This is a genomic window from Syntrophobacter fumaroxidans MPOB (assembly GCF_000014965.1).
GTDB classification, from domain to species: domain Bacteria; phylum Desulfobacterota; class Syntrophobacteria; order Syntrophobacterales; family Syntrophobacteraceae; genus Syntrophobacter; species Syntrophobacter fumaroxidans.
This window is the reverse complement of the sequence record NC_008554.1, coordinates 3,390,877-3,414,392: the sequence shown is the minus strand read 5'-3', so window position 1 is coordinate 3,414,392 and position 23,516 is coordinate 3,390,877. Positions and strand designations below refer to the sequence as shown.

General features: G+C 59.7%; 20 protein-coding genes, 1 pseudogene and 1 riboswitch. Of the genes and pseudogenes, 12 read left to right on the top strand and 9 right to left on the bottom strand.

Features of this window, described 5'->3' with window-relative positions:
* Nucleotides 1-53: 53 nt before the first annotated feature.
* From SFUM_RS14345 to SFUM_RS14320, 6 genes are all read right to left on the bottom strand, one after another.
* The gene (locus SFUM_RS14345; RefSeq protein WP_041440620.1) at nt 54-473 is read right to left on the bottom strand and encodes a hypothetical protein; all 420 of its coding nucleotides are present in this window, start codon (nt 471-473) and stop codon (nt 54-56) included.
* Between the two features lie 170 nt (nt 474-643).
* Entirely contained in the window at nt 644-1,219 is a 576-nt protein-coding gene (gene pyrE / locus SFUM_RS14340; protein ID WP_011699611.1) for an orotate phosphoribosyltransferase, read from the bottom strand.
* Nucleotides 1,220-1,378: 159 nt separating this feature from the next.
* On the bottom strand, nt 1,379-1,840 hold the full coding sequence (locus tag SFUM_RS14335; RefSeq protein ID WP_011699610.1) for a hypothetical protein: 462 nt from the start codon (nt 1,838-1,840) through the stop codon (nt 1,379-1,381).
* 264 nt (nt 1,841-2,104) lie between these two features.
* On the bottom strand, nt 2,105-3,505 hold the full coding sequence (locus SFUM_RS14330) for a sigma-54-dependent transcriptional regulator (RefSeq protein WP_011699609.1): 1,401 nt from the start codon (nt 3,503-3,505) through the stop codon (nt 2,105-2,107).
* Nucleotides 3,502-5,025 carry a two-component system sensor histidine kinase NtrB gene (locus SFUM_RS14325; protein ID WP_011699608.1) on the bottom strand — a complete coding sequence of 508 codons (1,524 nt, stop codon included), beginning with the start codon at nt 5,023-5,025 and terminating at the stop codon, nt 3,502-3,504. Before SFUM_RS14325 ends, SFUM_RS14330 begins: the two co-directional genes overlap by 4 nt.
* The gene (locus tag SFUM_RS14320; RefSeq protein WP_011699607.1) at nt 5,022-5,519 is read right to left on the bottom strand and encodes a hypothetical protein; all 498 of its coding nucleotides are present in this window, start codon (nt 5,517-5,519) and stop codon (nt 5,022-5,024) included. The genes SFUM_RS14325 and SFUM_RS14320 overlap by 4 nt, the downstream gene beginning before the upstream one ends.
* Before the next feature lie 710 nt (nt 5,520-6,229).
* Here SFUM_RS14320 and SFUM_RS14310 point away from each other — a divergent pair.
* The 11 genes and pseudogenes from SFUM_RS14310 (at nt 6,230) to SFUM_RS14255 (ending at nt 18,771) form a co-directional block, all read left to right on the top strand.
* Complete coding sequence (locus SFUM_RS14310; RefSeq protein WP_011699606.1) at nt 6,230-6,982, top strand: ATP-binding protein; 753 nt, start codon at nt 6,230-6,232, stop codon at nt 6,980-6,982.
* A 195-nt stretch (nt 6,983-7,177) separates the two neighbouring features.
* A pseudogene (locus tag SFUM_RS14305) lies at nt 7,178-7,756 on the top strand (IMP cyclohydrolase); the annotation flags it as partial.
* A gap of 57 nt (nt 7,757-7,813) precedes the next feature.
* Complete coding sequence (gene purD / locus SFUM_RS14300; RefSeq protein ID WP_011699604.1) at nt 7,814-9,109, top strand: phosphoribosylamine--glycine ligase; 1,296 nt, start codon at nt 7,814-7,816, stop codon at nt 9,107-9,109.
* Nucleotides 9,110-9,136: 27 nt separating this feature from the next.
* Complete coding sequence (gene purE, locus SFUM_RS23575) at nt 9,137-9,679, top strand: 5-(carboxyamino)imidazole ribonucleotide mutase (RefSeq protein WP_011699603.1); 543 nt, start codon at nt 9,137-9,139, stop codon at nt 9,677-9,679.
* Nucleotides 9,680-9,710: 31 nt separating this feature from the next.
* Nucleotides 9,711-10,370 (top strand): L-threonylcarbamoyladenylate synthase, encoded by a 660-nt coding sequence (locus SFUM_RS14290; RefSeq protein WP_049766377.1) that lies wholly within the window; start codon nt 9,711-9,713, stop codon nt 10,368-10,370.
* Between the two features lie 40 nt (nt 10,371-10,410).
* Nucleotides 10,411-12,576, top strand: a complete 2,166-nt coding sequence (locus SFUM_RS14285) for a glycosyltransferase (RefSeq protein ID WP_041440614.1) — start codon at nt 10,411-10,413, stop codon at nt 12,574-12,576.
* Nucleotides 12,573-13,682 (top strand): phospho-N-acetylmuramoyl-pentapeptide-transferase, encoded by a 1,110-nt coding sequence (gene mraY, locus SFUM_RS14280; RefSeq protein WP_011699600.1) that lies wholly within the window; start codon nt 12,573-12,575, stop codon nt 13,680-13,682. The genes SFUM_RS14285 and mraY overlap by 4 nt, the downstream gene beginning before the upstream one ends.
* Before the next feature lie 229 nt (nt 13,683-13,911).
* Entirely contained in the window at nt 13,912-14,412 is a 501-nt protein-coding gene (locus tag SFUM_RS14270) for a YidH family protein (RefSeq protein WP_049766376.1), read from the top strand.
* Between the two features lie 54 nt (nt 14,413-14,466).
* Nucleotides 14,467-15,396: a ketopantoate reductase family protein gene (locus SFUM_RS14265; RefSeq protein ID WP_011699598.1), complete on the top strand. Its 930-nt coding sequence runs from the start codon at nt 14,467-14,469 to the stop codon at nt 15,394-15,396.
* A 504-nt stretch (nt 15,397-15,900) separates the two neighbouring features.
* Nucleotides 15,901-16,965 (top strand): energy-coupling factor ABC transporter permease, encoded by a 1,065-nt coding sequence (locus SFUM_RS14260; RefSeq protein ID WP_011699597.1) that lies wholly within the window; start codon nt 15,901-15,903, stop codon nt 16,963-16,965.
* Between the two features lie 465 nt (nt 16,966-17,430).
* Entirely contained in the window at nt 17,431-18,771 is a 1,341-nt protein-coding gene (locus SFUM_RS14255) for a carbohydrate porin (RefSeq protein WP_011699596.1), read from the top strand.
* A 297-nt stretch (nt 18,772-19,068) separates the two neighbouring features.
* Here the strand turns inward: SFUM_RS14255 and SFUM_RS22780 are convergent, their stop codons facing one another.
* Complete coding sequence (locus SFUM_RS22780; protein WP_086014331.1) at nt 19,069-19,329, bottom strand: hypothetical protein; 261 nt, start codon at nt 19,327-19,329, stop codon at nt 19,069-19,071.
* 537 nt (nt 19,330-19,866) lie between these two features.
* Between SFUM_RS22780 and SFUM_RS14245 the strand changes: the two genes are divergently transcribed.
* Complete coding sequence (locus tag SFUM_RS14245) at nt 19,867-20,172, top strand: DUF8180 domain-containing protein (RefSeq protein ID WP_011699594.1); 306 nt, start codon at nt 19,867-19,869, stop codon at nt 20,170-20,172.
* Here the strand turns inward: SFUM_RS14245 and rfaD are convergent.
* The gene (rfaD, locus tag SFUM_RS14240) at nt 20,141-21,199 is read right to left on the bottom strand and encodes an ADP-glyceromanno-heptose 6-epimerase (protein WP_011699593.1); all 1,059 of its coding nucleotides are present in this window, start codon (nt 21,197-21,199) and stop codon (nt 20,141-20,143) included. The genes SFUM_RS14245 and rfaD overlap by 32 nt on opposite strands.
* A 273-nt stretch (nt 21,200-21,472) precedes the next feature.
* Nucleotides 21,473-22,594 (bottom strand): helix-turn-helix domain-containing protein, encoded by a 1,122-nt coding sequence (locus SFUM_RS14235; protein ID WP_011699592.1) that lies wholly within the window; start codon nt 22,592-22,594, stop codon nt 21,473-21,475.
* 578 nt (nt 22,595-23,172) lie between these two features.
* A riboswitch (cobalamin riboswitch) is annotated at nt 23,173-23,370 on the top strand.
* The last annotated feature ends 146 nt before the right edge of the window (nt 23,371-23,516 follow it).

The following is a 23,516-nucleotide window of genomic DNA, read 5'->3' as shown; positions in this document are numbered from 1 at the left end:
CCGGGTCGTCACTGACCGGCGCGGCAAAACGCCGCCTCTCAGGCTCCCGTTTTTCAATTGTTCTCGAGAGCCATTGCCCTTGCCGTGGTTTCAGTTCTTTCCACAAACTCAGCCTCGCTTATCTTTCCCGTCACGAAATCGCTCCAATCACCGAAATCACTGAAGAAACACTTCTTCAACCCGGTATCGCTGCAGGCCCGCCGATAGATTTCGTTTGCGCGCCTGGCCTTTTCCCTTTTCTCCCGTTCTTCCCGGGAAAACTTCGGCTCCTCCTTTTCCGTCCTGAGGTATTTCCCAAAACTCTCGGCGTAGACGCTCCTGCCGGCCGCATCGTTCAGCTGCCCGATTTCGCGGTTCGGAAAGCCCACGCCGGAGGGATGCCCTTGCCCTTCAAGCGCCCGGGATCGAGCAGGGCTCCCTTTCTTCATGAAAACAGCCTCGAAATCTTTCGCGCTGCAAGTATTCTCGTTCATTCGGCCCCTCCATATTCGACACGGTGCTTCACCGTGATTTACCCCGTTTTTGAGACATCCATCTCTGTCCATCGGGATGTCCCCCTTTCCTGCATCAAGATAACCATTGCGCAGGCCTGATTCAAAGAATAAGGTCCTTTTACGGGTTGGATTTGGAGGAACCTTGAGGACTATTGATTCTTTTTCCTGCTGAACCGCTCGAAAATCTCGTCCCTGGTGACCAGTGCTTCAAGCTCCGGGACTTCCTTCAGGATGTTCTGCCTGCCGTCCATCTCCTGCCGGTCCACCAGAACGACCGCCTTGACAACCTGGAGCCCGGCGCTGCGGCAGGCGGCAACGGCTTGCAGGGTGGATCCCCCGGTGGTGATCACATCGTCGAGCACCACGACCCGGTTCCCCGCCTTGACCTTTCCTTCGATGAGGCTCGCCGTTCCGTGGTCTTTGGCTTTCTTCCGCACAACGAAGCACTGGATGGGATCTTTTTCCAGCCACGATGTGTAGGCCGTCGCATTCGCCATGGGATCCGCTCCCAGGGTGAGGCCTCCGACGGCGTCGATCTTCAGGTCGCGCACCGCCCGGTAGATGAGGTTTCCGATCAGGACCTGGCCCTCGGGGTCGAGAGTGACCGATTTACAGTTGAAGTAGAACTTGCTTAGCCCCCCGTGAACCAGCTTGAAGGCGGGCGTATCCGAGTAGCGAAAGGCGTGCTGTAGTATGAGCTCCATCAAGCGTTCTTTCATTGTCATCGTTTTCGATCCTTTTCGTGGTCGGCGCCCTGTGCAGGTGCCATGCGACAGCCCCTGCCCGCCGCTTGGAATCCAATCCGCGGACAACGGCGGCGCGGAAATCCCTTCCCATGCCGAATTCCCGGAGCAGGCCTTAAAGCCGGGCAGTTCCAATTCCTCTCAACTCCAGGTCAGCATCCTGATCAAACGCGCCCAGAAACCTTCGCTTCGTTTGGCATCGGCCAGCCGCCGCGCGCACTCCTCCTGTTCGCCGGCCAGCCGTTCCGCCCACAGGCCCTGTTCCGCGGCGAGCCGTCTTTCAAACAGCTCGCGCTCCCGGGTGATCCTCGCCTCCAGGTCCTTTTCCAGGAAACGGCATTTTTCTTCAAGCGCGTTGGAACGGGCTTCCATTTCCTTTTCGCAAAGCTTCTTCTGGTAGTACAGGTCTCTCTTCAGACGCTCGATCTCCAGGTCTTTTTGCAGCAGTTCCAGCTCTTTCTGACGCAGTTCCTGGAAGTAACGTCGACTGTCTTCAAGAAGACCACGACCGTCCGCCACATGTCGCTCCACCGCCTCCAGCCGTTCCAGTAACAGGTTGAGGGTCTCTTCGGGAATGGGCATGTTCGGTCTCTCATCTGCCATGGAAGCTCAATCCTTCCTTTCGGGAGGGCGTCCGCCCTCCTTGTCGATCCCGCACAGGCAAGCTCCCGCGGGAACCTTCTCCTTCCATGTCGTCCTCCGGTCAATAATCAATCGACAGCCGTCCGGAATCCCACCGTCCCCGATGAAGTGGCCTCCGGCGGCCCGCGCGGACAAAATCGGCCTTGGTCCCGTATCGGGGCTTCCCGGCCCCCGCGACACGAGATCGAGCCGCGGCGGCGCGTCACGGGGTTTTCCCGGCGGCTCTCAGTTTGTCCTGTAGGCATCCGACCGGATGCCGTAGCGGCGCAGAAGCTGCTGCAGCGCCTGGCGTTCCAGGCCGCAGAGCTTCGCAGCATGGCTGACATTGCCCCGGGTGGCCGTCAAAACGCCTCCGAAGTATTCGGCGTGGAAACCTCTCAGAGCTTCCTCCTTTGCATCTTTGTACGGCACGTTCGTCGACGGGGCATCCTTTCCGGGTATCCGCCCTTTTACCGGGCGATGAAACCCGACGTCCTCGGGGAGAATTTCATCCCGAGGGGCGAACAGGAGGCCTCGAACAATGACGTTTTCCAGCTCGCGGACATTTCCCGGCCAGGGCGCCCGCAGGAAGATCTCCGTCAGTTCGGGAGCGACGGATTTCCGGGGCCGGTTCAGGGCGGCACAGTGCTTTTCGATCAGGTGGTTCACCAGGAGAGGGATGTCTTCGGGACGCTCCCGAAGCGAAGGCATCACGATCGGCAGCACGTTGAGGCGGTAGAACAGGTCCTCGCGGAATTCCCCGCGTCGAATCCTATCCCCCAGGTCCCGGTTGGTGGATGCGACGACCCGGACGTCCACCGAAACGGACTTCGTGTCACCGAGCGGTTTGATCACCTTCTCCTGCAGGACTCTCAGGAGCTTGGCCTGGATGTTCGGGCTGATGTCGCCGATTTCGTCGAGGAATATGGTTCCTTTGTGGGCTTCCTGGAAGAGGCCCGTCCGGTTTTGCGTGGCATGGGTGAAAGCCCCTTTCCGGTAGCCGAACAGTTCGCTTTCGAGAATGTTTTCCGGAATGGCCGGGCAGTTCACCGCCACGAAGGGGTTGGATCGTCGTTGGCTCAGAGCGTGTATGGCTCGGCAGGCAAGATCCTTGCCGGTTCCCGATTCCCCTGTGATAAGAACCGTCAGGTCGGTCTTTGCGACCATCTGGATCGCTTCGTAGACACGCTGCATTCGAGCGCTTTTCCCCACGAGGTTCTGGAACGCCTCGTGCATCTGAACGTGTCTTTGCAGGTTGAGATTCTCGCGAAGCAGCCGGCTCCGCTCGAGTGCCTTGTTGAGGCTGAGCACAAGCGTTTCGTGGTCGAACGGTTTGGTGATGAAGTCATACGCGCCCATGCGGATGGCCTGGACGGCCAGCTCGATGCACCCGTGAGCGGTCATCATCACCACCGTCAGCCAGGGATAGCCGGCGCGGACCTGTTCCAGGAGCTCGAGCCCGTTCATTTCAGGCATCTTCATGTCCACCAGGAGGAGATCCACGGGTTCCCGTTCCAGCACATTCAAGGCTTCCCCGCCCGATGACGCGACTTTCACCTCGCAGCCCAAATCCGGCTCCAGGCTCCGTTTGAGCAGCTGGAGAAGGTCTTCCTCGTCATCCACGATCAGCAGAGTCTCTTTTGTCATGCCCCGTTCGGCTCCTTCCCGGCAACGGGCAAAATCAGCGTGAAAGTCGCGCCGCAGGCCGGTTCGCTTTCCACCCGAATTTCACCGCCATGGTCCTGGACGATCCCGTAGCTCACCGACAATCCGAGGCCCGTGCCTTCCCCCGTTCCCTTCGTGGTGAAGAAGGGGTCGAAGATTCGCGGCAAACTCTGCGGAGCGATGCCGCAGCCGTCATCGGTCACTTGAATCGAGACGGCCCGGCCCTCCCGGTCATAGCGGGTCACCAGTCTGATCCTTCCCTTTTTCTTGCCGATGGCCTGTTTGGCGTTCATCAGCAGGTTCATGAGCACCTGTTTGATTTTCTCCCGATCCATGCTCAGCATGGGGACGGACGGATCGAATTCCTGTTCGATCCCGATTCCATCCAGTTCGAAATGATGCCTCAGCACATTGAGCGTCTCCTCGATGACGACATTTACGCTCGCCTCTCCTTTTGTCGTCTTGGTGCTCCTGGCGAAACTGAGCAGATCTCCGACAATTCTCTTGCAGGTGCGCGCGTGTTTTTCGACGATGCGGTAGTCCTCGTACCGCTGCGTCCCCTGCGGTTCATTTCGCAGCAGGAGCTGCGTGTATCCCAGAATGACGCTCAACGGGTTGTTGATCTCATGGGCGATGCCGGCGGCCAACTGGCCGACAGAAGCCAGCTTGTCCGCCTGGAGGAGTTGCTGCTCCATGGTCTTGCGCTGGGAGATGTCTTTCACCAGCAAGTGAATCGCATCGAACCTCCCCTCCGCATAATTCTCCGTGGCACAGCTCAAAAGTACGCTGAATGCCGAGTGATCCGGCTTCCTGAAAAGCAGCTCGGTGTCCGGCACGTATCCTCTCGCTATCAACTCGTTCTCGAGCCGGTCCCAGTCCGCCGGGTTATGGAGGAAATCCTTGAGGAAAACCATTCCCGAAAGCGTGTCTTCAATGGAAACGCCCAGCATTTCGGCGCCGGCGGGATTGAGGTCCAATATTCTGCCCTGAGGCGAAACCAGCATGATCATGTCCCGCGAGACCTCGAAAATCCTGCGGTACTTCCGTTCCGACAAAGCCAGTTCCCGGGTCCTCTCGGCGATCAGACCTTCCAGGTTGCGGTTGACGAACAGCACTTTTTCGTGCGCTTCGACGAGGGCTTGCTTGTCTCCCAGGATTTCCTGGTAGATCTTCCAGCTTCGTTCGAAAAAAAGCGTAATGGACGCCACCACCATGAACGTGATCGAGTTGACGGCACCGCTGAAAGGCTTGAGTGATTCCCAGGCGGAACCCAGACCGGCGCCGAGCAGAATGCGTTTGAGTATGTGCCCGACGGAACGGGACACCGCAAAGGCGGCAAGGGCGTAGCTCAGCCACAGCAGGTAGGTCCAGACGACGTTGTTCCGGTCCTGGTCCTTCAGTCTCCCGGCCAGGACGACGCACATGAAGGAAAAAACGATCATAAGGGCCGAGCCGGCCAGGTCGACGATCCAGATCGGAAAAAGAGGCAGGCTCATGGTCATTTCGGCACTTCCTCGACCCGCGCCGTCCGTGCCTTGTGCAGCAAGTCGCGCAAGCCCAGGTAAAGAAACAGAATGGCGGGCACGCAGACGAGATGATCCATCTTGCCGATGTAGTAAAGGACCGTCGGAAACTTCAAACCCTGGACCGGGGTGATTTCGCCGTGCCAGGAGCCGGCGTTGATGGTCTGGAACAAATCGTGGCGACCGTCCAGGTAGTGAACCACCACGGCCTCGACATTCCAGAGAATAAAGAACAGGGCGGAGTACTGGATGAAACGCCAACCTTTCTCACTCACGAGACGGTGTGTCCTCAACCAGTAGATGAGGATCCCCATGGAAGCGGTGAAAAAAAGATGGCCCAGTTGATGTGCGTAAAGCCCTTCCGCGGCGGGGTGAACCTGGAAGGCCTCCGCCCTGCCCGCAACCCCCAAAAGGAAGGAGGCCACGAGCGCCGGGATCAGCGTCCGGTGAAAACCAACGGGCGATTCATCCATTGAAACCGGAATCCTCCTGTCATTGGTGTAAGCTTTCGGACCGGGCTCCAACGGCCGGTGGTCGCATCGAGGGTGGAGTCCGGCCAAGAGGCCCCGCGGGCAACGCGCATCCCTGTGTTGATAAGGCTTTATAAAGCTTTGAGATTGTGTTATCAACCTGCTTCTAGTTGAGAACACGGCTTTTATCCTTCCACCCTGCGACGGGACAAATGAGCAGCGTACTGATGCGAATCAGCCTGGTCACCTCGGCGGGAACCTTCGGAACCCCGGTCGGCTCACGTGCGGCGTGGACCCTGGAATGCCCCGGCATTTCCCGGAAAATGGACGTTGCTTTCGCACCCTCCCGGAGTATATTCTTCTCGCATAACCGGTTGGTCCGGGGAGCCCCTCGGGAAGTGCGTTTTTCAGAGCCCTTCCGGAGAAGCGGTTTCCGGACAGGGGTATTCAGTCGCCGCATCCTGTTGGGTGCTGTTCCCGCATGGTTCCAACTCCTCTGCGTGTTCCTCTTTTTCCAGGGACTGGGAGCGACGGGGCTTGCTCCTGGCAAGCAGCCCCCCTGTTCGTATTTTTTTTTTGCATGGCGGTCTGGGGTTTTTTTACCGCATTTTGGCTTTATGTGATAAAGGGAGACTCCTGAAAAAGCGGCTCCCCTTGCTTCGTCGTCTCTTGATTGCGGCCGCACGCCTCCACGTGCGCCGGGAGGGATTGAATTGGGCTTTACCATAGCTCTGGGCGGAAAGGGTGGTTCCGGCAAGACCACCGTTGCCGGACTCCTGATTCACCACATGATCCGAAAAGGCATGAAACCGGTCCTGGCCATCGACGCGGACCCGAACGCCAACCTCAATGACGTTCTTGGGGTGATGCTGAACGGAACGCTTTCGGATGCCCGGGAAATGATGAAGAAAGACGTTCCTCCGGGAATGACCAAAGACGTTTTCATGGAAATGAAAATGGAACAGGCCCTGGTGGAAGGGGACGGGTTCGATCTGATCGCCATGGGCATGCCCGAAGGGCCGGGATGTTACTGCGCCGCGAACAACCTTTTGAGCCAGTTGATCGACCGCCTGATCGGCAATTACGACTATCTCGTGGTGGATAACGAAGCGGGCATGGAACATTTCAGCCGACTGACCCAGAAGGATATCGACCTGCTCGTCCTGGTTTCCGACCCGAGCCGGCGAGGCTTGACGGCCGCGTGCCGGATTGCGGCCCTGGTGCGCGTCCTCCCCATGAAGGTGAAAGAAATCCTGCTTGTGGTCAACCGACTGGAAAAGGAGCCGCCGTCCTGGCCCGCGGAAGTCGTTGAAACCTTCGGCCCGGAACGTATCGCGAGCCTGCCTTCAGACCCTCTTCTGGCCGACTTCGACATGCAGGGGAAGCCCGCGGTCACTCTGCCGGAAGATGCCCCCATCGTGAAGGCGACCGCTCGTCTTTTCGAGCAGTTGACCGGGCTTTGTTAGAAATGGTCTTTCGCTGGTATCCGGCCGCAAAGGCCGAACGATCTTGATTGGAGATTGTCCATCCGGCCCGACCGTAGCGCAGGGGCGGGACCGTGCCGGGAGTTGCGGCTCCGAGCGTTCCCGTTGCGCATTGATGGGGGGGTCGGGATGGACGCCTGCATTTGGGAGCATCATTTTGCACTGTGGAGGTAAGCTATGTTTCCTGTACGTCGAGCGCTGGTCAGCGTGACGGACAAGTCCGGCCTGGTGGACTTTGCCAAGGGATTGAGCGAATTGAAAGTACGGATGCTGTCCACGGGTGGGACGGCACGCACGCTTCGGGAGGGCGGAATCGCAATCACGGAGGTGTCGGATTACACGGGCTTTCCGGAAATGCTCGACGGCCGCGTGAAGACCCTCCACCCCAAGATTCACGGGGGAATCCTCGGCATCCGCGACAATGAAGCCCACGTCAAGACCATGGCCGCTCACGGCATCGAGCCCATCGATATGGTCGTGGTAAACCTCTACGCTTTTGCCAAGACCGTGGCCCGCCCCGGCTGCACTCTCGAGGAGGCCATCGAGAACATCGACATCGGCGGTCCCACCCTTATTCGAGCCGCGGCGAAAAACAACCGGCACGTGGCGATCGTCACCGATCCCGGTGACTACCCCGACATTCTCAGGGAGCTCAGGGAAAGGAAAGGGTTCATTTCCCGGGAAACCAGCCTCCGCCTGGCGTGCAAAGCCTTTTGCACCACTCACACCTATGACGGTAACATCTGCGAATATCTCATGCAGATCGCTTGAACCGACGAGAGGCCCAAAACCACTGATGGAGCGAGACCCTTCATGAGAGTGCTGGTGATTGGCAGCGGCGGAAGAGATCATGCGATTGCCTGGAAGTTCGCGCAGAGCCCGCGAGTCAAACAGGTTTTCGTCGCGCACGGGAATGCCGGTATCGCCGGGATCGCCACGTGCGTGAATGCAAAAACCATCGAAGAGATGGCCGATTTTGCCGAAAAGGAACGGATCGACCTGACTTTCGTGGGACCCGAGAAGCCCTTGTCCGAAGGCATCGTGGATCTGTTCGAGAGCCGGGGCATGAAGATCATCGGCCCCTGCAGGAAGGCGAGCCGGCTCGAATCGAGCAAATGCGATACGAAGGTTCTGCTCGAACAACTCGGCATCCCCGTTCCGGAATTCGCCGTCTTCGCCGACGCCAATGAGGCAAGAGGCCACGTTCGCAAGACCGGGTATCCGGTGGTGGTGAAGGCGGACGGGCTCGCCGCAGGAAAGGGCGCCTTGGTCTGCGATACGGTGGAGGACGCCGAGGAAGCCATCCGCCTGATCATGGAAGAGCGCATCTTCGGCGATGCCGGAGCCCGGGTCGATATCGAGCGGCGCCTTTACGGGAGGGAGCTTTCGTTCTTCTGCTTCACGGACGGCTACACCCTTCTGCCCATGGTCGCGGCCCAGGATTACAAGCGAGCTCGGGACAACGACGAAGGGAAGAACACCGGCGGCATGGGGGCCTATTCGCCGCACCCATGGCTGGACGAGCACTTGGTCGAGACCATCATGAGCAGGGTTGCGGAACCGCTCATCAAAGGAATTCGGGAACGACACGGCATCGTTTATCGGGGAATCCTCTATCTCGGGCTCATGCTCACCGGCGAAGGGAAGAATGTTACGCCGCACGTCCTGGAAATCAACATCCGCCTGGGAGATCCTGAAGCCCAGGTCATCTTGCCGCGTCTCGAGACGGATCTCGTCGACGTGTGCGAAGCCATCCTCGAAGGCCGCCTCGATCGGATAAAGCCCGTCTGGGACGATCACTACCGGCTCTGCCTGATTGCAACCAGCGGGCGCACGAAGGGCAAGAAGGGCTGGTACAAGGGCTACCCGGACCGCTACAAAATAGGGCTGCCCATACACGGTGTGGAAGACGTCGCCCCCGGGTGCCTGGTCTTCCACTCCGGCACGGAGCGCGACGGATCGGGACAGTTGATCACCACGGGAGGGCGGGTCCTGTGCATCATCAGCAAAGGAAAGACCCTCTCCGAAGCGCGGGAAATCGCCTTGAACGAAATGCGGAAAGTCTCCTTCGAGGGACTTTATTATCGGAGCGATATCGGCAGGGAATAATCCCGTTCCATGGCCGTGGAGGAACCTATGACCGGAAGAGCCGGCAATCCCAGAGTCGGAATCCTGATGGGGAGCGAGTCCGATCTTTCCGTGATGGAAAGCGCTTTCCGTATCCTGGACGACTTCGAAGTCCCCTACGAAGTGCGCATTCTTTCCGCCCACCGCTCACCGGATGAAACCGCCCGGTATGCCGACAGCGCCGGGCAGCGCGGCGTGCAGGTCCTGATCGCGGGCGCGGGATGGGCTGCTCACCTGGCCGGCGTGGTGGCGTCCCGAACCACTTTGCCGGTGATTGGAGTCCCCATCGATTCTTCGCCCCTGCAGGGTATGGACGCTCTTCTGGCAACCGTCCAGATGCCGCCGGGGATACCCGTTGCGACCATGTGCATCGGCAGAGGGGGTGCGCTCAATGCGGCCCTTTTCGCCTTGCAGATCCTGGCGCTCAACGATCGAACCCTCGACGGGAAGCTCAAGGCTTACCGCGTGCGGATGACGGAGGAGGTCCTGGGAGACAGGAATTCGAAACTCACTGAATACCTGGCCAATCGAAAGCAGGAAGGAACCGCCTGAAAGGTTCCGGAATTTGACTGGAAACACCGGAATGGAGCCGTTACTCACCGGGGCGGACACCCTCATCTGGAGGGTCGGAACGAATCGCTCCGAAACCGAGGTCGTCGAAGCGGCCACTTCCCTGCTCACCCGCGGAGGAATTGTGGTCTATCCGACGGAGACCTTTTACGGCCTGGGTGGGAATCCGTTATCACCCGCGACCGTGGCCGCAATATTCGCCATCAAGAAGAGGGAACGGGAAAAGGCCCTTCCGTTGATTGCATCCGGCATTCAGGCTGTTAGGGAATGGGTCGAGGAATTTCCGGCCCTGGCGGAGAGACTCGCCGCCGCTTTCTGGCCCGGGCCGCTGACCCTGATCCTGAGGGCGGTGCATCGCCTGCCGCCCCAGGTCCATGCTTCCACGGGAAAGATCGCAATCCGGGTTTCCTCTCACCCCGTTGCCAGAGCGCTCGCAGCTTCACTCGGAGGACTGATCGTCTCGACCAGCGCAAACTTCACGGGACAGCGGGCGTGCAGAACTCTCGCGGAAATACCGATTGAATTGGTGAGGCAGGTCGACGGCGTGATCGACGCCGGCCGTCTGCCGGGGAGCCTTCCTTCCACCATCGTCGACGTGACCGGCGGATCCCCCTTGCTGGTGCGTGAAGGATGTGTTCCTTTCATGGAGATTGAACGCGCCGCGGCGCTTTGAATAACCGTTTTTCGTCGCATCCGTGCGGAATGGAACGACCGTGGTCACAGTGTTTGTCATCGTTGGATGCTGCGTCGCACTTGCGGCGCTCCTGGCCGTTATGTCCGCCAGGTGGCGCCGGCTGGCCTCCCGCGAGAGCAGGGTGCTGCTCTCCGGGGGCGGCACCGGCGGACACGTCAACCCCGCCCTGGCGATTGCCGAGGAGATCGGGAACAGGGATCCGAACACGCGCTTTCTTTATGTCGGCGTTCGCGGGAAGGCGGAAACCGTCATTGTAAAGCGCGTGGGCTATCCGCTGGTATTCGTGTCAACCGAAGGGTTCCCGGGTTTCAGGCCTTCATTGCGTTCGTTGCGTTTTTTCTGCAGGCTCAGCCTCGGAGTTCTCCAGTCCTTTTTCATTCTCTTCCGGTTTGCGCCGAAGTGGGTGATTGCCACGGGAGGCTACGTCAGCGCCCCGGTCATTGTCGCCGCTCTTGTCCTGCGGGCGTTCAGACTGGCTCCGACCCGGGTGTACCTGCACGAACAGAACAGCATTCCCGGCCAGCTCAACGCCGTGCTGGGACGGTGGGTCGACCGGGTGCTCCTGACCTTTCCGCAGACCCTCTCCTTTTTCCCGAAAAACGGCGTGGTGGTGGGATATCCGATACGGCATTCCATTTCGCCCAAGGTTCGGGAAGAAGCACTGGGCAATCTGAGTTTCACAGTCCCCGAAGGCAAACGGGTGGTCTTCGCTTTCGGCGGTTCCCAAGGGGCCAGGACCATCAACCGTTCGTTGATCGATGCCCTCCGTTATCTCCTTCCCCATCGTGAACGGCTCTTCATCATCCATGGAACGGGTCTGGCCCGAACCCGGGACTACGACGCCGCAAAGGACACGGAAGACCGTCTCAACGCGCTCCTCTCCGAAGAGGAGAGAGGGTTGCTCGAGGGGTTTTACACCAGGCAGGACTACTTTCACAATATCGCCGACGTCTATTCCATCAGCGATCTGATCGTCTGCCGGAGCGGTGCGGGCAGCCTCAACGAAATATCCCGGATGGGAAAGCCGGCGCTGCTCATTCCCAAAGCCAACCTGCCCGGCGATCACCAGGTGATGAACGCGCGCACAATGAAGCATGCGGGGGCCGCCGAGATGCTGTTCGAAGACACGGTCATGGAGGACGGGAACCTCATCGAGAAACTCGACGGCAGGGTCCTTGCGGAAAAGATCCTCCGCCTCCTGAACGATTCAGAACGGCTGGAGGCCATGGCGGTCAGGACCGGGCACTTCCTTAGGCGTCACGCCACGCAGCGGATCATGAGCGAGCTTTATGGAGACCTGAGCTACAACAACGGCGCCGGTTCCGAATCGGTACCGTTCAAGCCGCTCCTGGGCAATCAGCGCGTCCTGCAACTCCTCGGCAGGACCTACGCCGGGGCCGACGGCAAGTACGATCCGCTCGCTGCCGTGGGGGACGAAGACGACCTGGTGTACTACCGGCACAGGGCCGCGGCCCTGCTCAGCAACAGGGCCTGGCAGGATCGCAACCTGGGCGTCAAATTGATCGGGCTGACCCTGTACCGGGAGAAGATACCGACGCTTCTGGACATGCTGGCCGACAGGACCCCGGCATCCCGAATGAAACGACTGTTCGGAGGGGACTACGAGCAGGTCGGCTTCATCCGGAGAAACATCGTGCAGGCGCTTCAAGTACTGGACCAGTTCGATCCGGAGATCGAACGGCATCTTCTGCAGGCAATGAAGGACCCCTATTTCGAAGTACGCAGCCAGGCGTGCATCGCCGCCGCCCACTTCGGCAAACACCTCGTCGGCAAGGAGACCTGGCTGGATGCGCTGCTCGAAGCCCTGCACGACAACTGTTTCGAAGTCGTCACGGAAGCTGCGAAAGCCCTGGGGGAGGTGGGGGTCGACCACCGAGCCTCCGATGTGCTGCTCAGGCTGAGGGAATCGCACTACTGGCAGGTTCGGGACGCCGCGCTCAAAGGGCTCAAACGCCTCCTCGACCGGGGAATCGTCAGCCCGTCCGTGTCGCTCATGAGCGACATGTCGTCTTTCATTTTGACGGCCACTGACTTTCGGCCGCATTTCACGATCAAGGAAACCTACAAAACGGTCCGGAATTGCTGCAACGAGAGGCTTGCCGGGCCGTCCCCGGTCTCCGCGGAAACGTCCTCCAAGGAGGCCAAAAGGGAACGGCAGTCATGATCTATCACCTGTGCAACTTTCTGATTCCGTTGTCCGATTTCTTCTCCTTCTGCCGGCTGGTGAACTATATCAGCTTTCGGGCGATTGTCGCGGCGCTGACCTCGGTGATTTTCATCTTCCTGTTCAGCCGTCGTTTCATCCTGTTCGTACATCGGCGCTGTCTCCTGGACCAGGTCCGGGAAACGGGAGTCCACTCCGCCTTCGACAAGAGCGGCACGCCGACCATGGGCGGCGTGCTCATCATCGGGGCCGTTCTCTTTTCAATGATCGTCTGGGGAAGCTGGGACAGTCCCTTCCTGCTCGCTTCCGTCGGTGGAATGCTCTGGTTCGGCATTCTGGGTTTCTGCGACGATTTTTCGAAGGTGAAGATGAGAAGCGGAGACAAAGGCCTGTCGGAGCGCGCCAAGCTCATCTTGCAGGGATTGTTCGCCGCGGCGTTCGCCTGGTTTTGCGTCGGACCGCTCGCGCCCCTCGGCCCCAAGCTGGCCACGAGCCTTTATGTTCCCTTTTACAAGTATCCCCTGATGGACCTGGGGCCCTACCTTTACGGCATCTTCATCTTTTTGTTCGTGATTTTTGTATCCAATGCGGTCAACATAACCGACGGCCTCGACGGACTCGCCATCACGCCGGCTCTTTTCGTGGCGGCCGTGCTCGGTATTTTCGCCTATGTCGAGGGCAACCGGATCTATTCGGCATACCTGTACTATCCGTACCTGAGAGGAGCGGGAGAGCTGACCGTGTTCGGAGCCGCTTTTGTTGGAGCCGGCCTGGGGTTTCTTTGGTATAATGCCTATCCGGCACAGATTTTCATGGGGGATACCGGTTCGCTGGCAATCGGGGGCACCATGGCGGTCATGTCGGTTCTGCTGAAACAGGAAATGCTGTTCCCTTTGCTCGGAGGGCTCTTCATCGCGGAAGCCCTCACCAGCCAGATCCAGGACAAGATCGGGGTGCGATGGGTGGGGCGCCGGATCTTTTTCCGCGCGCCGCTGCATCACGATCTGCAACATAAAGGCATCGCCGAGACGAAAGTGGTGATTCGCCTTTGGATTGTGGCCGGAATCCTCGCGCTCATCTCACTCGCCACGTTGAAACTCCGCTGAGACCGCACTAACGCCGATCGTTCACCTGCTGAGTCGAGGGGGGGACTTCGCCGGTTCCGTCGAGCGACCGCGGCGCGGTGCCTTACCCGGTGTCCGTTCCGGGGTTCCGACCGCATGCTCTCCCGTTTTGGACGGAATTGAAACGGCAAGAAGCGTCGAGCTTCATTGAAACAACCGGGGCGGGATTTGCGATCCGGCCCGAGAAACAGCCAGGGAAAAGGAAACCGGCATGATCCTCAAAATCATCGGACGTCTCGGGGAATACGTCCGGAATCGCTGCGCATCGCTCAGGTCTTTTGTTCTCACGCGGCACAATCATGAGACGGAAGGCGGGTTTCCCGCCGGTCCCCCGTTTACGGACAAGAACACGTTTTATGCCTGGCAGCGCAACCACATGGCAAACGAGCGCACGTTTCTGTCCTGGTGCCGCACCGGCCTGTCGCTGATTGCCTTCGGCTTCGTCATCGAACGCTTCGACATCCTGATCCGGGAAATGCAGATCTTCGTATCCCGTCCGGGCTTGAGGCCCGGAGGCACACGATACATCGGCCTGACGGCATTCACCCTGGGCGCCGTCATCGTTTTGCTTGCGGGGTGGCGCTTTTTCTACATTCGAAGGCACATCAACCGTGGTGAGGCCGAGTTTTCCGTTCTTCCCGACATCTTCCTGATGGCTGCCGTGTTCGCAACCGTGGTGGCAACTTTCGTGTTCTTCGCCTTCGCCTTCTGAGGGTGAAGGTCCATGAAGCCGGGAACTCTCTGAGGATATACAAGGGGGAGATTCATGCACATTCTGATCCTGGGAGCAGGGGCGATGGGGAGCCTGCTGGGGGCGCGCCTGTCGGGAACCTCGGCGACGGTGAGCCTTCTCAGCACGAACCGGGAACACATCCGGGCCGTGAGCGGGGACGGTCTGGTCATAGAGGAGCTGGACGGCTCCATTGTCCCGTACCGGTTGTCCGCATTCCACAGCCCTCGAGACGTTCCCGGAACGGCCGACCTGGTGATCGTGATGGTCAAGAGCTATGCGACTCGGGACGCGGTCGGAAGCATAACGGACTGCTGCGGCGCTTCGACCGTCTTTCTCACTCTTCAGAACGGGATCGGCAACTGGGAGAATATTGCGGCCGTCGTCGACCGCAAAAAGGTCCTGGTCGGAAGCACCGCCCAGGGGTCCACCCTGGTCCGGCCGGGAAGAATCCGCCACGGAGGAAACGGGGCCACGTTCATCGGAGAAATCGGAGTGCCCGCCTCCGAACGGGTCCGGGAGATCGTGGAGCTGTTCCGCTCGGCGGGTCTCGTGACGGAACCCAGCGATCACGTCGAGCGATTGATCTGGGAAAAGCTCATGGTCAACGCCGGAATCAACGCCATCACCGCCCTGACCGGAATCCGCAACGGGGTCATCGCCGACTTTGCGTCGGCATCCTCCATCTGCCGGGCAGCCGTCGAAGAGGCCCTGCCCGTGGCTCGCGCCAAAGGATTCGAGATGGGACCGGAGACCGTCGACCGCGTCCTCTCGGTGGCCCGGGCCACAGCCATCAACCGCTCTTCCATGGGACAGGACGTCGACCGGAAAAAGCGCACGGAGATCGACGCCATCAACGGGGCCATCGTCGCATTCGGGGAGCAGTGCGGTATTCCCACCCCTGTCAACCGTACCCTGACGGGGTTGGTCAAGACGCTGGAAGCGAGCTACCTCGGCAAATCTTGAGGGTGATGGGGGCACAGCCCAAGGATTCCTTGGAAAACGGTTCCTTTGAAAACCGCTTGACTTGGAGTGTCGTGCCGCGTATTCTCCGATAAAACGGGCAAGAAGCCCGGTGGTTCGAAACTGATTTGCATACGTGAATTCAAGCTGAGCCAAGAAGGCCGGAGCAAACCCCGAAGGGGTTGCCCCGGCTTTTGTTGTTTCAGGGTTCGGTTCCCCGCCCGCGGTTCCGATTGAAATTGTGCCGCCCGTTCGGTCGCCTGTGCCGGAAGACGTTTCACACCCGTCGGCGATCAACCGGTCGTCAATGCGAGTGCCGGCGAGGAACCGTGAGCGGTCCCGTTTCAGCATGCCCTGCATCGTGTAGAACGACACCGCGCCGCGGTTTTGAGCACAACACCGCGAAGCCCGCTCCGATGATCGGGAGCGACCGGCGGACGGGCGCATGGGGTGCGGTTTCGGTTGTCCATCCGGAACGGCGATGTGCGGGTTGAGGGAGGTTTTTTCATGCACATGGCGGATGCGTTGATTTCTCCGGCTGTCGGCGGCGCGATGTGGATCGCCTCGGCGGGTCTCACCGTCTATAGCGCAAGAAAGCTCAAGGAAGACATCCACGAGAACAGGGTCCCTCTCATGGGAGTCCTCGGGGCTTTCGTTTTCGCCGCCCAGATGATCAACTTCACAATTCCGGCCACCGGTTCCAGCGGCCATCTGGGAGGCGGCATGATCCTGGCGATCCTGCTCGGACCGTACGCAGCCTTTCTCTCCATGGCGTCCATACTCACCGTTCAGGCCTTGTTTTTCGCAGACGGCGGCCTGCTCGCCCTGGGATGCAACATATTCAATCTCGGCTTCTTCCCCTGTTTCATCGCCTACCCTCTCATTTACAGGAAGATCGCCGGAGCGGAGCCGACTCAGCGCCGCATCCTTGCAGGGACACTTCTTTCCGCCGTGATCGGGCTCCAGTTGGGAGCCTTGGGAGTGGTTCTCGAAACGCTGTTTTCCGGGGTCTCGGAATTGCCGTTCGGCACGTTCCTGCTCCTGATGCAGCCCATCCATCTCGCCATAGGAATCGTTGAGGGGTTTGTAACCGCGGCCGTCGTCACCTTCGTGTGGAAGGCACGTCCCGAAATCCTGCAATTGAGCGCATCTTCCCCCGCGCCGGCAGGCAGGTCCTTCAGGGGAGTCCTCGCGACTCTGATCGCGCTCACCGTCCTGACGGGCGGCATCCTCTCCTGGTTTGCTTCAGCCAATCCGGACGGATTGGAATGGGCCATGTTCCGCACCGCGGGCAAGGAAGAGCTCGAGGCCCCTCAGGGAGGAGTACACTCGCTGCTGGCCGGCCTCCAGGAGCGGACTTCTTTCCTGCCCGACTACGGCTTCGCGAAACCGGAAAAGACGGAGCCGTCAAAGGAAGGCAGCGGAGAGGCTCACGGAACACCAGCAGAGGAGGAACCCTGGCCCGCCGTCAGTGCCGGGACCTCCTTTTCCGGCCTCATTGGAGGAGCTCTGACCATGCTCCTGGCCGGTTTGATCGGATTCATCCTTAGAAGATTCCAACCGAGGGGCTGAATATCGTTTGGCGGTTTGCTCGAGAGCGGTCCCAGGGTCACCGTCGCGAACGGCCATAAGCAGCAGAGGCACGACGAGGCACGCGAATCTTCCTCCTTGTCATTGCGTGAGCCATCTCGCCCGTTCCCTTGTCCATACGCGCAAGGACGCCTGGCGGGAAATCTCCCGCCTCCGGGACGACTTGGTCCGCTTGGGGGACATGACTGCTTCGCCGCCTGGAGCGTGTTTCCGCCTTTTGGACAGGTTTCAACGGACGGCAAGAATGCCGTCTCCGCCCTCGGCGGGTCCGGTTCGTCTTTCGGCGGATCTTTCTCCCTTCCGTTATTTAAAGCCACGAAGGCTTCGAAATCGTCAGAGACTTCGTGGCTTGTTTTGTTGGCGCCTCAATGTCGGTATCGCGCTTCGGGCACTATCGACGGGGCATGAGACTTTTCTCTTCCAGTTTCCAGGGGGCGTGCGGTGCTGATGAGGACATTCATCCTGTTGGTGGCTGCGGTGTTTCTGTCCGTTTTGGCCGGCAATGCATTCGGCGTTGAACATGCGGAAGGGAGCGGGTTTGAATCGCCTCCCGGGAAGGTCGGCGCTTCCGACGCGGATGGGAAGCGGACCGAAAAGACTCAACCGGGACCGGGTGAAGGCGCATCGGAAGCACAGGAATCAAAGACCGAAGAGAGGAGGCCCCACCTGCCCGAAATCAAGGAGGAGGTCGAGGAAAAAAAGACCTTTGAAATCCATGGCGGGCTGGTGGGTTTCTACCAGGGCGCGGCGGCGGGCAGAATCGGAGGCCGGGAGATCGACCCGGACAGTTCGTCGGGTTTCGGCGTCGCCGCGGATCTCCAGGTGACCTACAGGCCGCCCGTTCCGGTTTTTGAAAACGGTCGATTTTTCATGCGGGTGCACGCCGGCACGCAGAAGGGAGCGGACAAGAACCTGGAGGACAACCTCTTCGCCAATTTGAACACCATAGCGGACAACAGCAATGAACTCCAACGGCCGTTCGACAAGGTGTTCTGGCTGCCCGAAGCGTACTACGCCCATGAGTTTGCCGGCGGCAAGCTCACCGTGGTCGCGGGCAAGACCGAACCGGTGGTGTTTGTAGACAACAACGCGTTTGCCAACAATCCGAATTCCCAGTTCGTCGGGAAACCCTTCGTCAACAATCCCGTGTTCAACAGCGAGGATGAATTCGCCCCCCTGGCGGCGGTCACGTACACGCCGGTCGAGAGTATATCCGTTACGGCCCTCGGAGTGGCGTCGAGTCATCCGAATGCACCCTGGGAAAGAGATCAGAAAAGCATCTACTCGCGCATCTTCGATCAGCCGCTCGTTGCGGCTCAACTGGCCTATTCACCCAAGTTCGGAGAGTTGCAGGGCAACTACAGGGTCTATTACTGGAACGCCGGTTATCATCACGAAAATTCGGCGGGGGACACCAGCCCGGATGGCTGGGGGGTGGGAGTCAGTTGTGACCAGCAGCTCACCGAATGGCTGGGCCTTTTTGCCAGGCTGGCCTACAGCAGCCGGGACGCTTACGATACGGACTGGTTCTGGTCGGCCGGAGCAAATCTCAAGGGGATCGTTCCGTCCAGAGACAAAGACGAACTGGGCATAGGCATTGCGGGATTGAAGGGGGTGGTCGCTCCCCACAACGACGGCACCGAGCTCCACGCCGAATTGTACTACAGGATTTACTTCAACGAATATTTCGCCCTCACTCCGGACGTTCAGTACGTTGCCAATCCCCTGGGCGACAGCCGCAACGACGGTGTGTTCGCCGGGATGCTGCGCCTGGAGTATTCGTTCTAGGTCCAACGGCGACTGGCGTTCAAGACTGCAAACGACGGGATCGGCGGGCGGTGAGGCGGACGGGGACAAACCCGGTCTCCGCGACTCGCGCAATTCCAGGGCAGGACCTGATGCGCCCTTGCCCGACGTTGCCGTTCCGAGCACAAACCGGCATGGGCGGAACCGATCGATCCTGTTTGCCGGAGGGATGCGCAGACACGATCCGCGCATGGCTGCGGGAAATATAAGAAGAGGCGAACAACCCGAGGGATCGCCCGCCTCCTTCGCTACAGACTCAAGGATGGATCGACCCGGCCCCTAGTGGGCATGTTCATGAGGTTGGGCCTCGTGAAGGGGATGATCGTGATCGTGCGCCCCGTGTTCGCCGGGGTGGTCATGATCGTGGGCATGAGGCGCACCGCCGTGCACATGCTCGTGACTGTGTTCGTGGAGATGTTCATGGGCATGAGCGTGCGTGTGCTCATGGCTGTGCTTCCCGTCCCCGTGCGAATGTTCGTGAGTGTGGACATGCTTGTGATCGTGGGCGTGCAGATGCTTGTGCTCGTGTTTTCCTTCCATGTCAAGTCCTCCTATTCTTTAGGTTATCGAACCCTTCGTGGGCTCATTGATAAACAGAGTAAACCGGGATCGGCTCGATGTCAACGGGCGGCAAATCACCAAGCCGGGTCCGCAACGCGAGTCTTCTTATGCTCCGCTCGGGACGACTGCGTATTGACGAGCGATCCACCCTTCTGATACATTGTGACGCAATCATCCCCGTGGGCATCCAATTCCTTCACAGCGGAAAGAAACCGCATACTCCCGATTCCCCGCGACTCGGCACTCAATGCAGTCAGGAAGGCAATTGCGGTTGGACGCGCCTGTCCTGGCCCATCGCTTTTTGTGCCGCGCGCAACCGGTCGCGTGCGAAGGATTTTCTTTCGCGCGTCCGGCGTTGCAGGGGACAGGAACCGTATGCAGCGGAGGCATCGGGATCGGCGTAATACCCCACCGGCCGCGACACATTCGGGAAGGAATCGAGTGTGAAATTGCCGGTCCGACGGCCGACCGATCGGTGAAAACACGTTTGTGAACGGGTGACAGGAGGAAGCGTTCATGCATCATCAACACTCATCGTCTCATGGACACCATGACGACCATCACCACGATTCCCCGGATCATCATGACCACGATGCTCCGGGAGACGGTGTGTCCTCCCTCTCGGCCAGGGACAAGCTCTTCATAAGGCTCGAGCACTTTGCCCGGCACATCCGCGAGCACGCCGAGTCGTGCAGAATCCTGGCCGACGAGGCAACGGAACTCCGTTTCCACGAGACGGCCCGACTTCTCGGAGCGGCGGCGGACGGCATCGAGAGGCAGAACGAAAACCTCATGGCGGCACTTTCACACCTGGATCGTTGATTCCCGCATCGGCGCCCCGTGATTCCACCGCACGAACATTCCGGCTCGCGGAGCACAGATAACGATCCTGTGCCTGCAGATGATTCGCCACGTAATCATGCACCGCCTCCTCCATCGAACGGAACGTCAACGGACAGCCGGTTGCCCTCAGGGAAGCCATGCTTGCACGGGTGTGATACTGGTATGTTTCCCGGATGGGCTCCGGCATGGGGATGTATTCGATTTCGGGCCGGCACCGCAGGGCAGCGAAGACCGCCTTGGCCAAGTCGTTCCAGGTCCGTGCCCGGCCCGTTCCCAGGTTGAAGAGACCGTTCACGTCCCCGTGGGTCAACAGCCACCACATCACATCGATGCAGTCCTTCACGTATATGAAATCCCGCGACTGCTCGCCGTGCGCGCACTCAACCCGGTGTGACCGGAATAGCCGCACCCGCCCGGTTTCCGCGATCTGACGACACGCCTTGAACACTACGCTCGCCATGTCCCCCTTATGGTATTCGTTTGGACCGAATACATTGAAGAATTTCAGGCCGACGATCTTTCCGAGCAGGCCGGTGCGCTCGGCGTGGAGGTCGAAAGCATGTTTCGAATACCCGTACATATTCATGGGACGCAGCCTGATGAGGTCGGTTCGATCGGAGAAACCCGCTTCTCCGTTTCCGTAGGTCGCGGCACTGCTTGCGTAAAGGAATCGCCGCTTCCGTTGGACCGCCCACTGCGCGAGCGTCCGGGTGAAGCGGGTGTTGTTTTCCATGAGGTAATCGGCATCCCGTTCCGCGGTGGACGAACAGGCTCCCATGTGGACGACGGCCTCGGGAGAGAAGGAAAGCGTGCCGGCATCGATTCGCCGGAGGAATTCGCTCTTGTGGAGATAATCCGAGAAGCGCAGCCCCGCAAGGTTCCGCCATTTCTCTCCGGTTCCCAGCGAGTCCACCACAAGGATGTCGTCAACGCCTTCCCGGTTGAGTTTCCAGATGAAGGCGCTGCCGATGAAGCCGGCCCCGCCGGTAACGATTACCCTTTTCATGAACACCGCTCTCCATGCCGAAGAATGGAACGCCTCCACAAGTCACGATCCATGCATTGTCGTGCCTGGAAATCCTACCTTGGCCGCGGAACATCCCGGGAAGCCTCCAGGGCGGCTCCCGTGCCGTCCGATGAAGCAGTCTCGCCGGCATGCGCCCGTTTCGACCGCTTCCGTTACGGAAGCCCCCATCCGAAAATGAAGAGCAGCGCGCCGCAAACCGGGGCCGGCGGAGCTCGGCCGGATCGGTGGAGTCCCGCGTCGGGGCCTGCACGTTCAAACAGGGAGATGGACTGGAAAAATCGGGGAAAAATTGACGTCCTCGACGTACTCGCCAAGCCGCTCGATGAATTCCTCCTTTGATCTGACGCGAACGGAGCGAAGGAATGTGCGCGTCATTCTGGTCAGGAGCACATCCACCAGGTTCAGCCACGAGTCATCCTTGTGAACGCGAATGAACTCGAAGCGTCCGGGATGGGGTACGAGCTCCTTCATGAGCGCCCTGGACAGGCTGAAGCGGTTGCCCAGCAAGATACCGATCGTCCAGTTCAAAGGGTAATGACAGGCCGCGGTCTCCAGGAAATCGACAAACCTCCCGTCACGATCCTTTTCGCTGACCTGGGCAATCACCCGGCCATCACAGATATCGATGCCGATCCCCAGGCTCATTGTACAGAATCGCCCGGTTTCGCACTCCTTCACCCGGAGCGGGTCGACGCCCGGATAAGTGGCCAGGTCGGCCGTGAAGGCTTCGCCCGGTCGAACATCGAGCCGTCCCTCAGGGCAGAGCGGAGCTCCGGCCCGCCTGAAGCCCGTTCTCGCGCCAGGCCCCCGCAAGAGTTCGATCTCCTTAAAGACCGTGAACACGTAAGCCGTTTTCCTCCCGAATCGGAGAATTCGTTTGTCAAGGAAGGATATGGCCTCGCGGAGAGCGTGAGGAGACTCTTTGACGATTTTCCGGATGGTCGCTTTCCCGACACCCTGGAGTGAAAAGTGGCCCGTTTCCACCGCATGTTCCCGAACGTAAGCGGTCAGTTGCTCCATGGTCCAGGTCTCCGACTCGTATCCGTACTCCGAGGGACTGGAGGCGGCAAGATGCGCGACCCATGCCTTGTCCTCGACGGTCACGGCCGGAGGGCGTCCGGGCCGGGCCAGGTCGCAGATCCCGGTCTCGATGCCGCCGCAGAGCGTCTTGTCGATGCAAAGCTGGACCGTCGGGCGCGTCACACCTTCCGCGCGTGCAATCTCGCTGATGCTCTCTCCACGTGCATACCTGAGAAGGATTCTCGCGCGCAAAGCGTTGGCGGCACGATGGTGACGTGCAGCCCCAACCGTCTCCAGCCTTCGGATTTGTGTCTCGCTCAGAGCCAATGCATCCCGTTTGCGTGTCGCCGCCATTTGAACTTCTCCCCGCAATGTCTGCCCATGTCGACAGCACAAGATTCCGGCGTGAAAACCACATCGCCTCTTCCAAGAAATGCTCCCGGGGAACCACCGATTGCCGCGAATTCCGACCTGCCCGCCGGCGCGAGCCTCCCCCTCTCAAAGCAGGGTGGTTCTACGCGTCGGCACAAGATGTCCTCTTCCGGGCAAGTCCAACCCGCCGGGCGCACCAAAAACAAAAAGACCAGCATCACTGCTGGCCTTCATGACCGCGATAAGAACCCGAATTGTTCGTTCGTCGAATGGGCCGCTTCCTTTTCACGTCCCGATGAACGGGCCGCGGAAGCTTCTGCTTCCATTTCGCTTAAAGGCTAGCCCGAAGAATCGCCGATGTCAACGCTTATGTGGACACGCTATGTGGATTCCTCGGCAGGCCGAGTTCCATCCAGCCGAAGAGCATTTTCAGGGCATTCGGCCCGTGCCGCTGCAAGGCGTTTCCTCATGTTCCACGCGGGCGGTTTCCGGGCCGTCGAGACAGCAAGACTGAAGCGTGTGATTTTTTTTCTTGACAAAACCCGGCGGACCGGCCGATTATTTTTGCCGCGATAACAGGTGCATGGATCAGGCGCCGTGGAGCTTAAAAGGGAATCCCGTGAGAATCGGGAACGGTCCCGCCGCTGTGAACGGGGACGAAATCCGATAAGACCACTGCCTTGGGGGGCCGAGGCGGGAAGGTTCGGAGAGTAGAACGATCCGTAAGTCAGAAGACCTGCCTGATGCCATTTCGGTGAATCGGTGCGTGGAGATGTCCGATTGACCGCCGGAGGGTGAAGCGAACCAGGGTGCAATCCTTAGAGCTGAAAGCTCTAGGGATTTTTTTTTGGCCCCAATGCGATTCTGCGGCGGAACCATTGGACCCCTCGAGTTTCCCATGGAC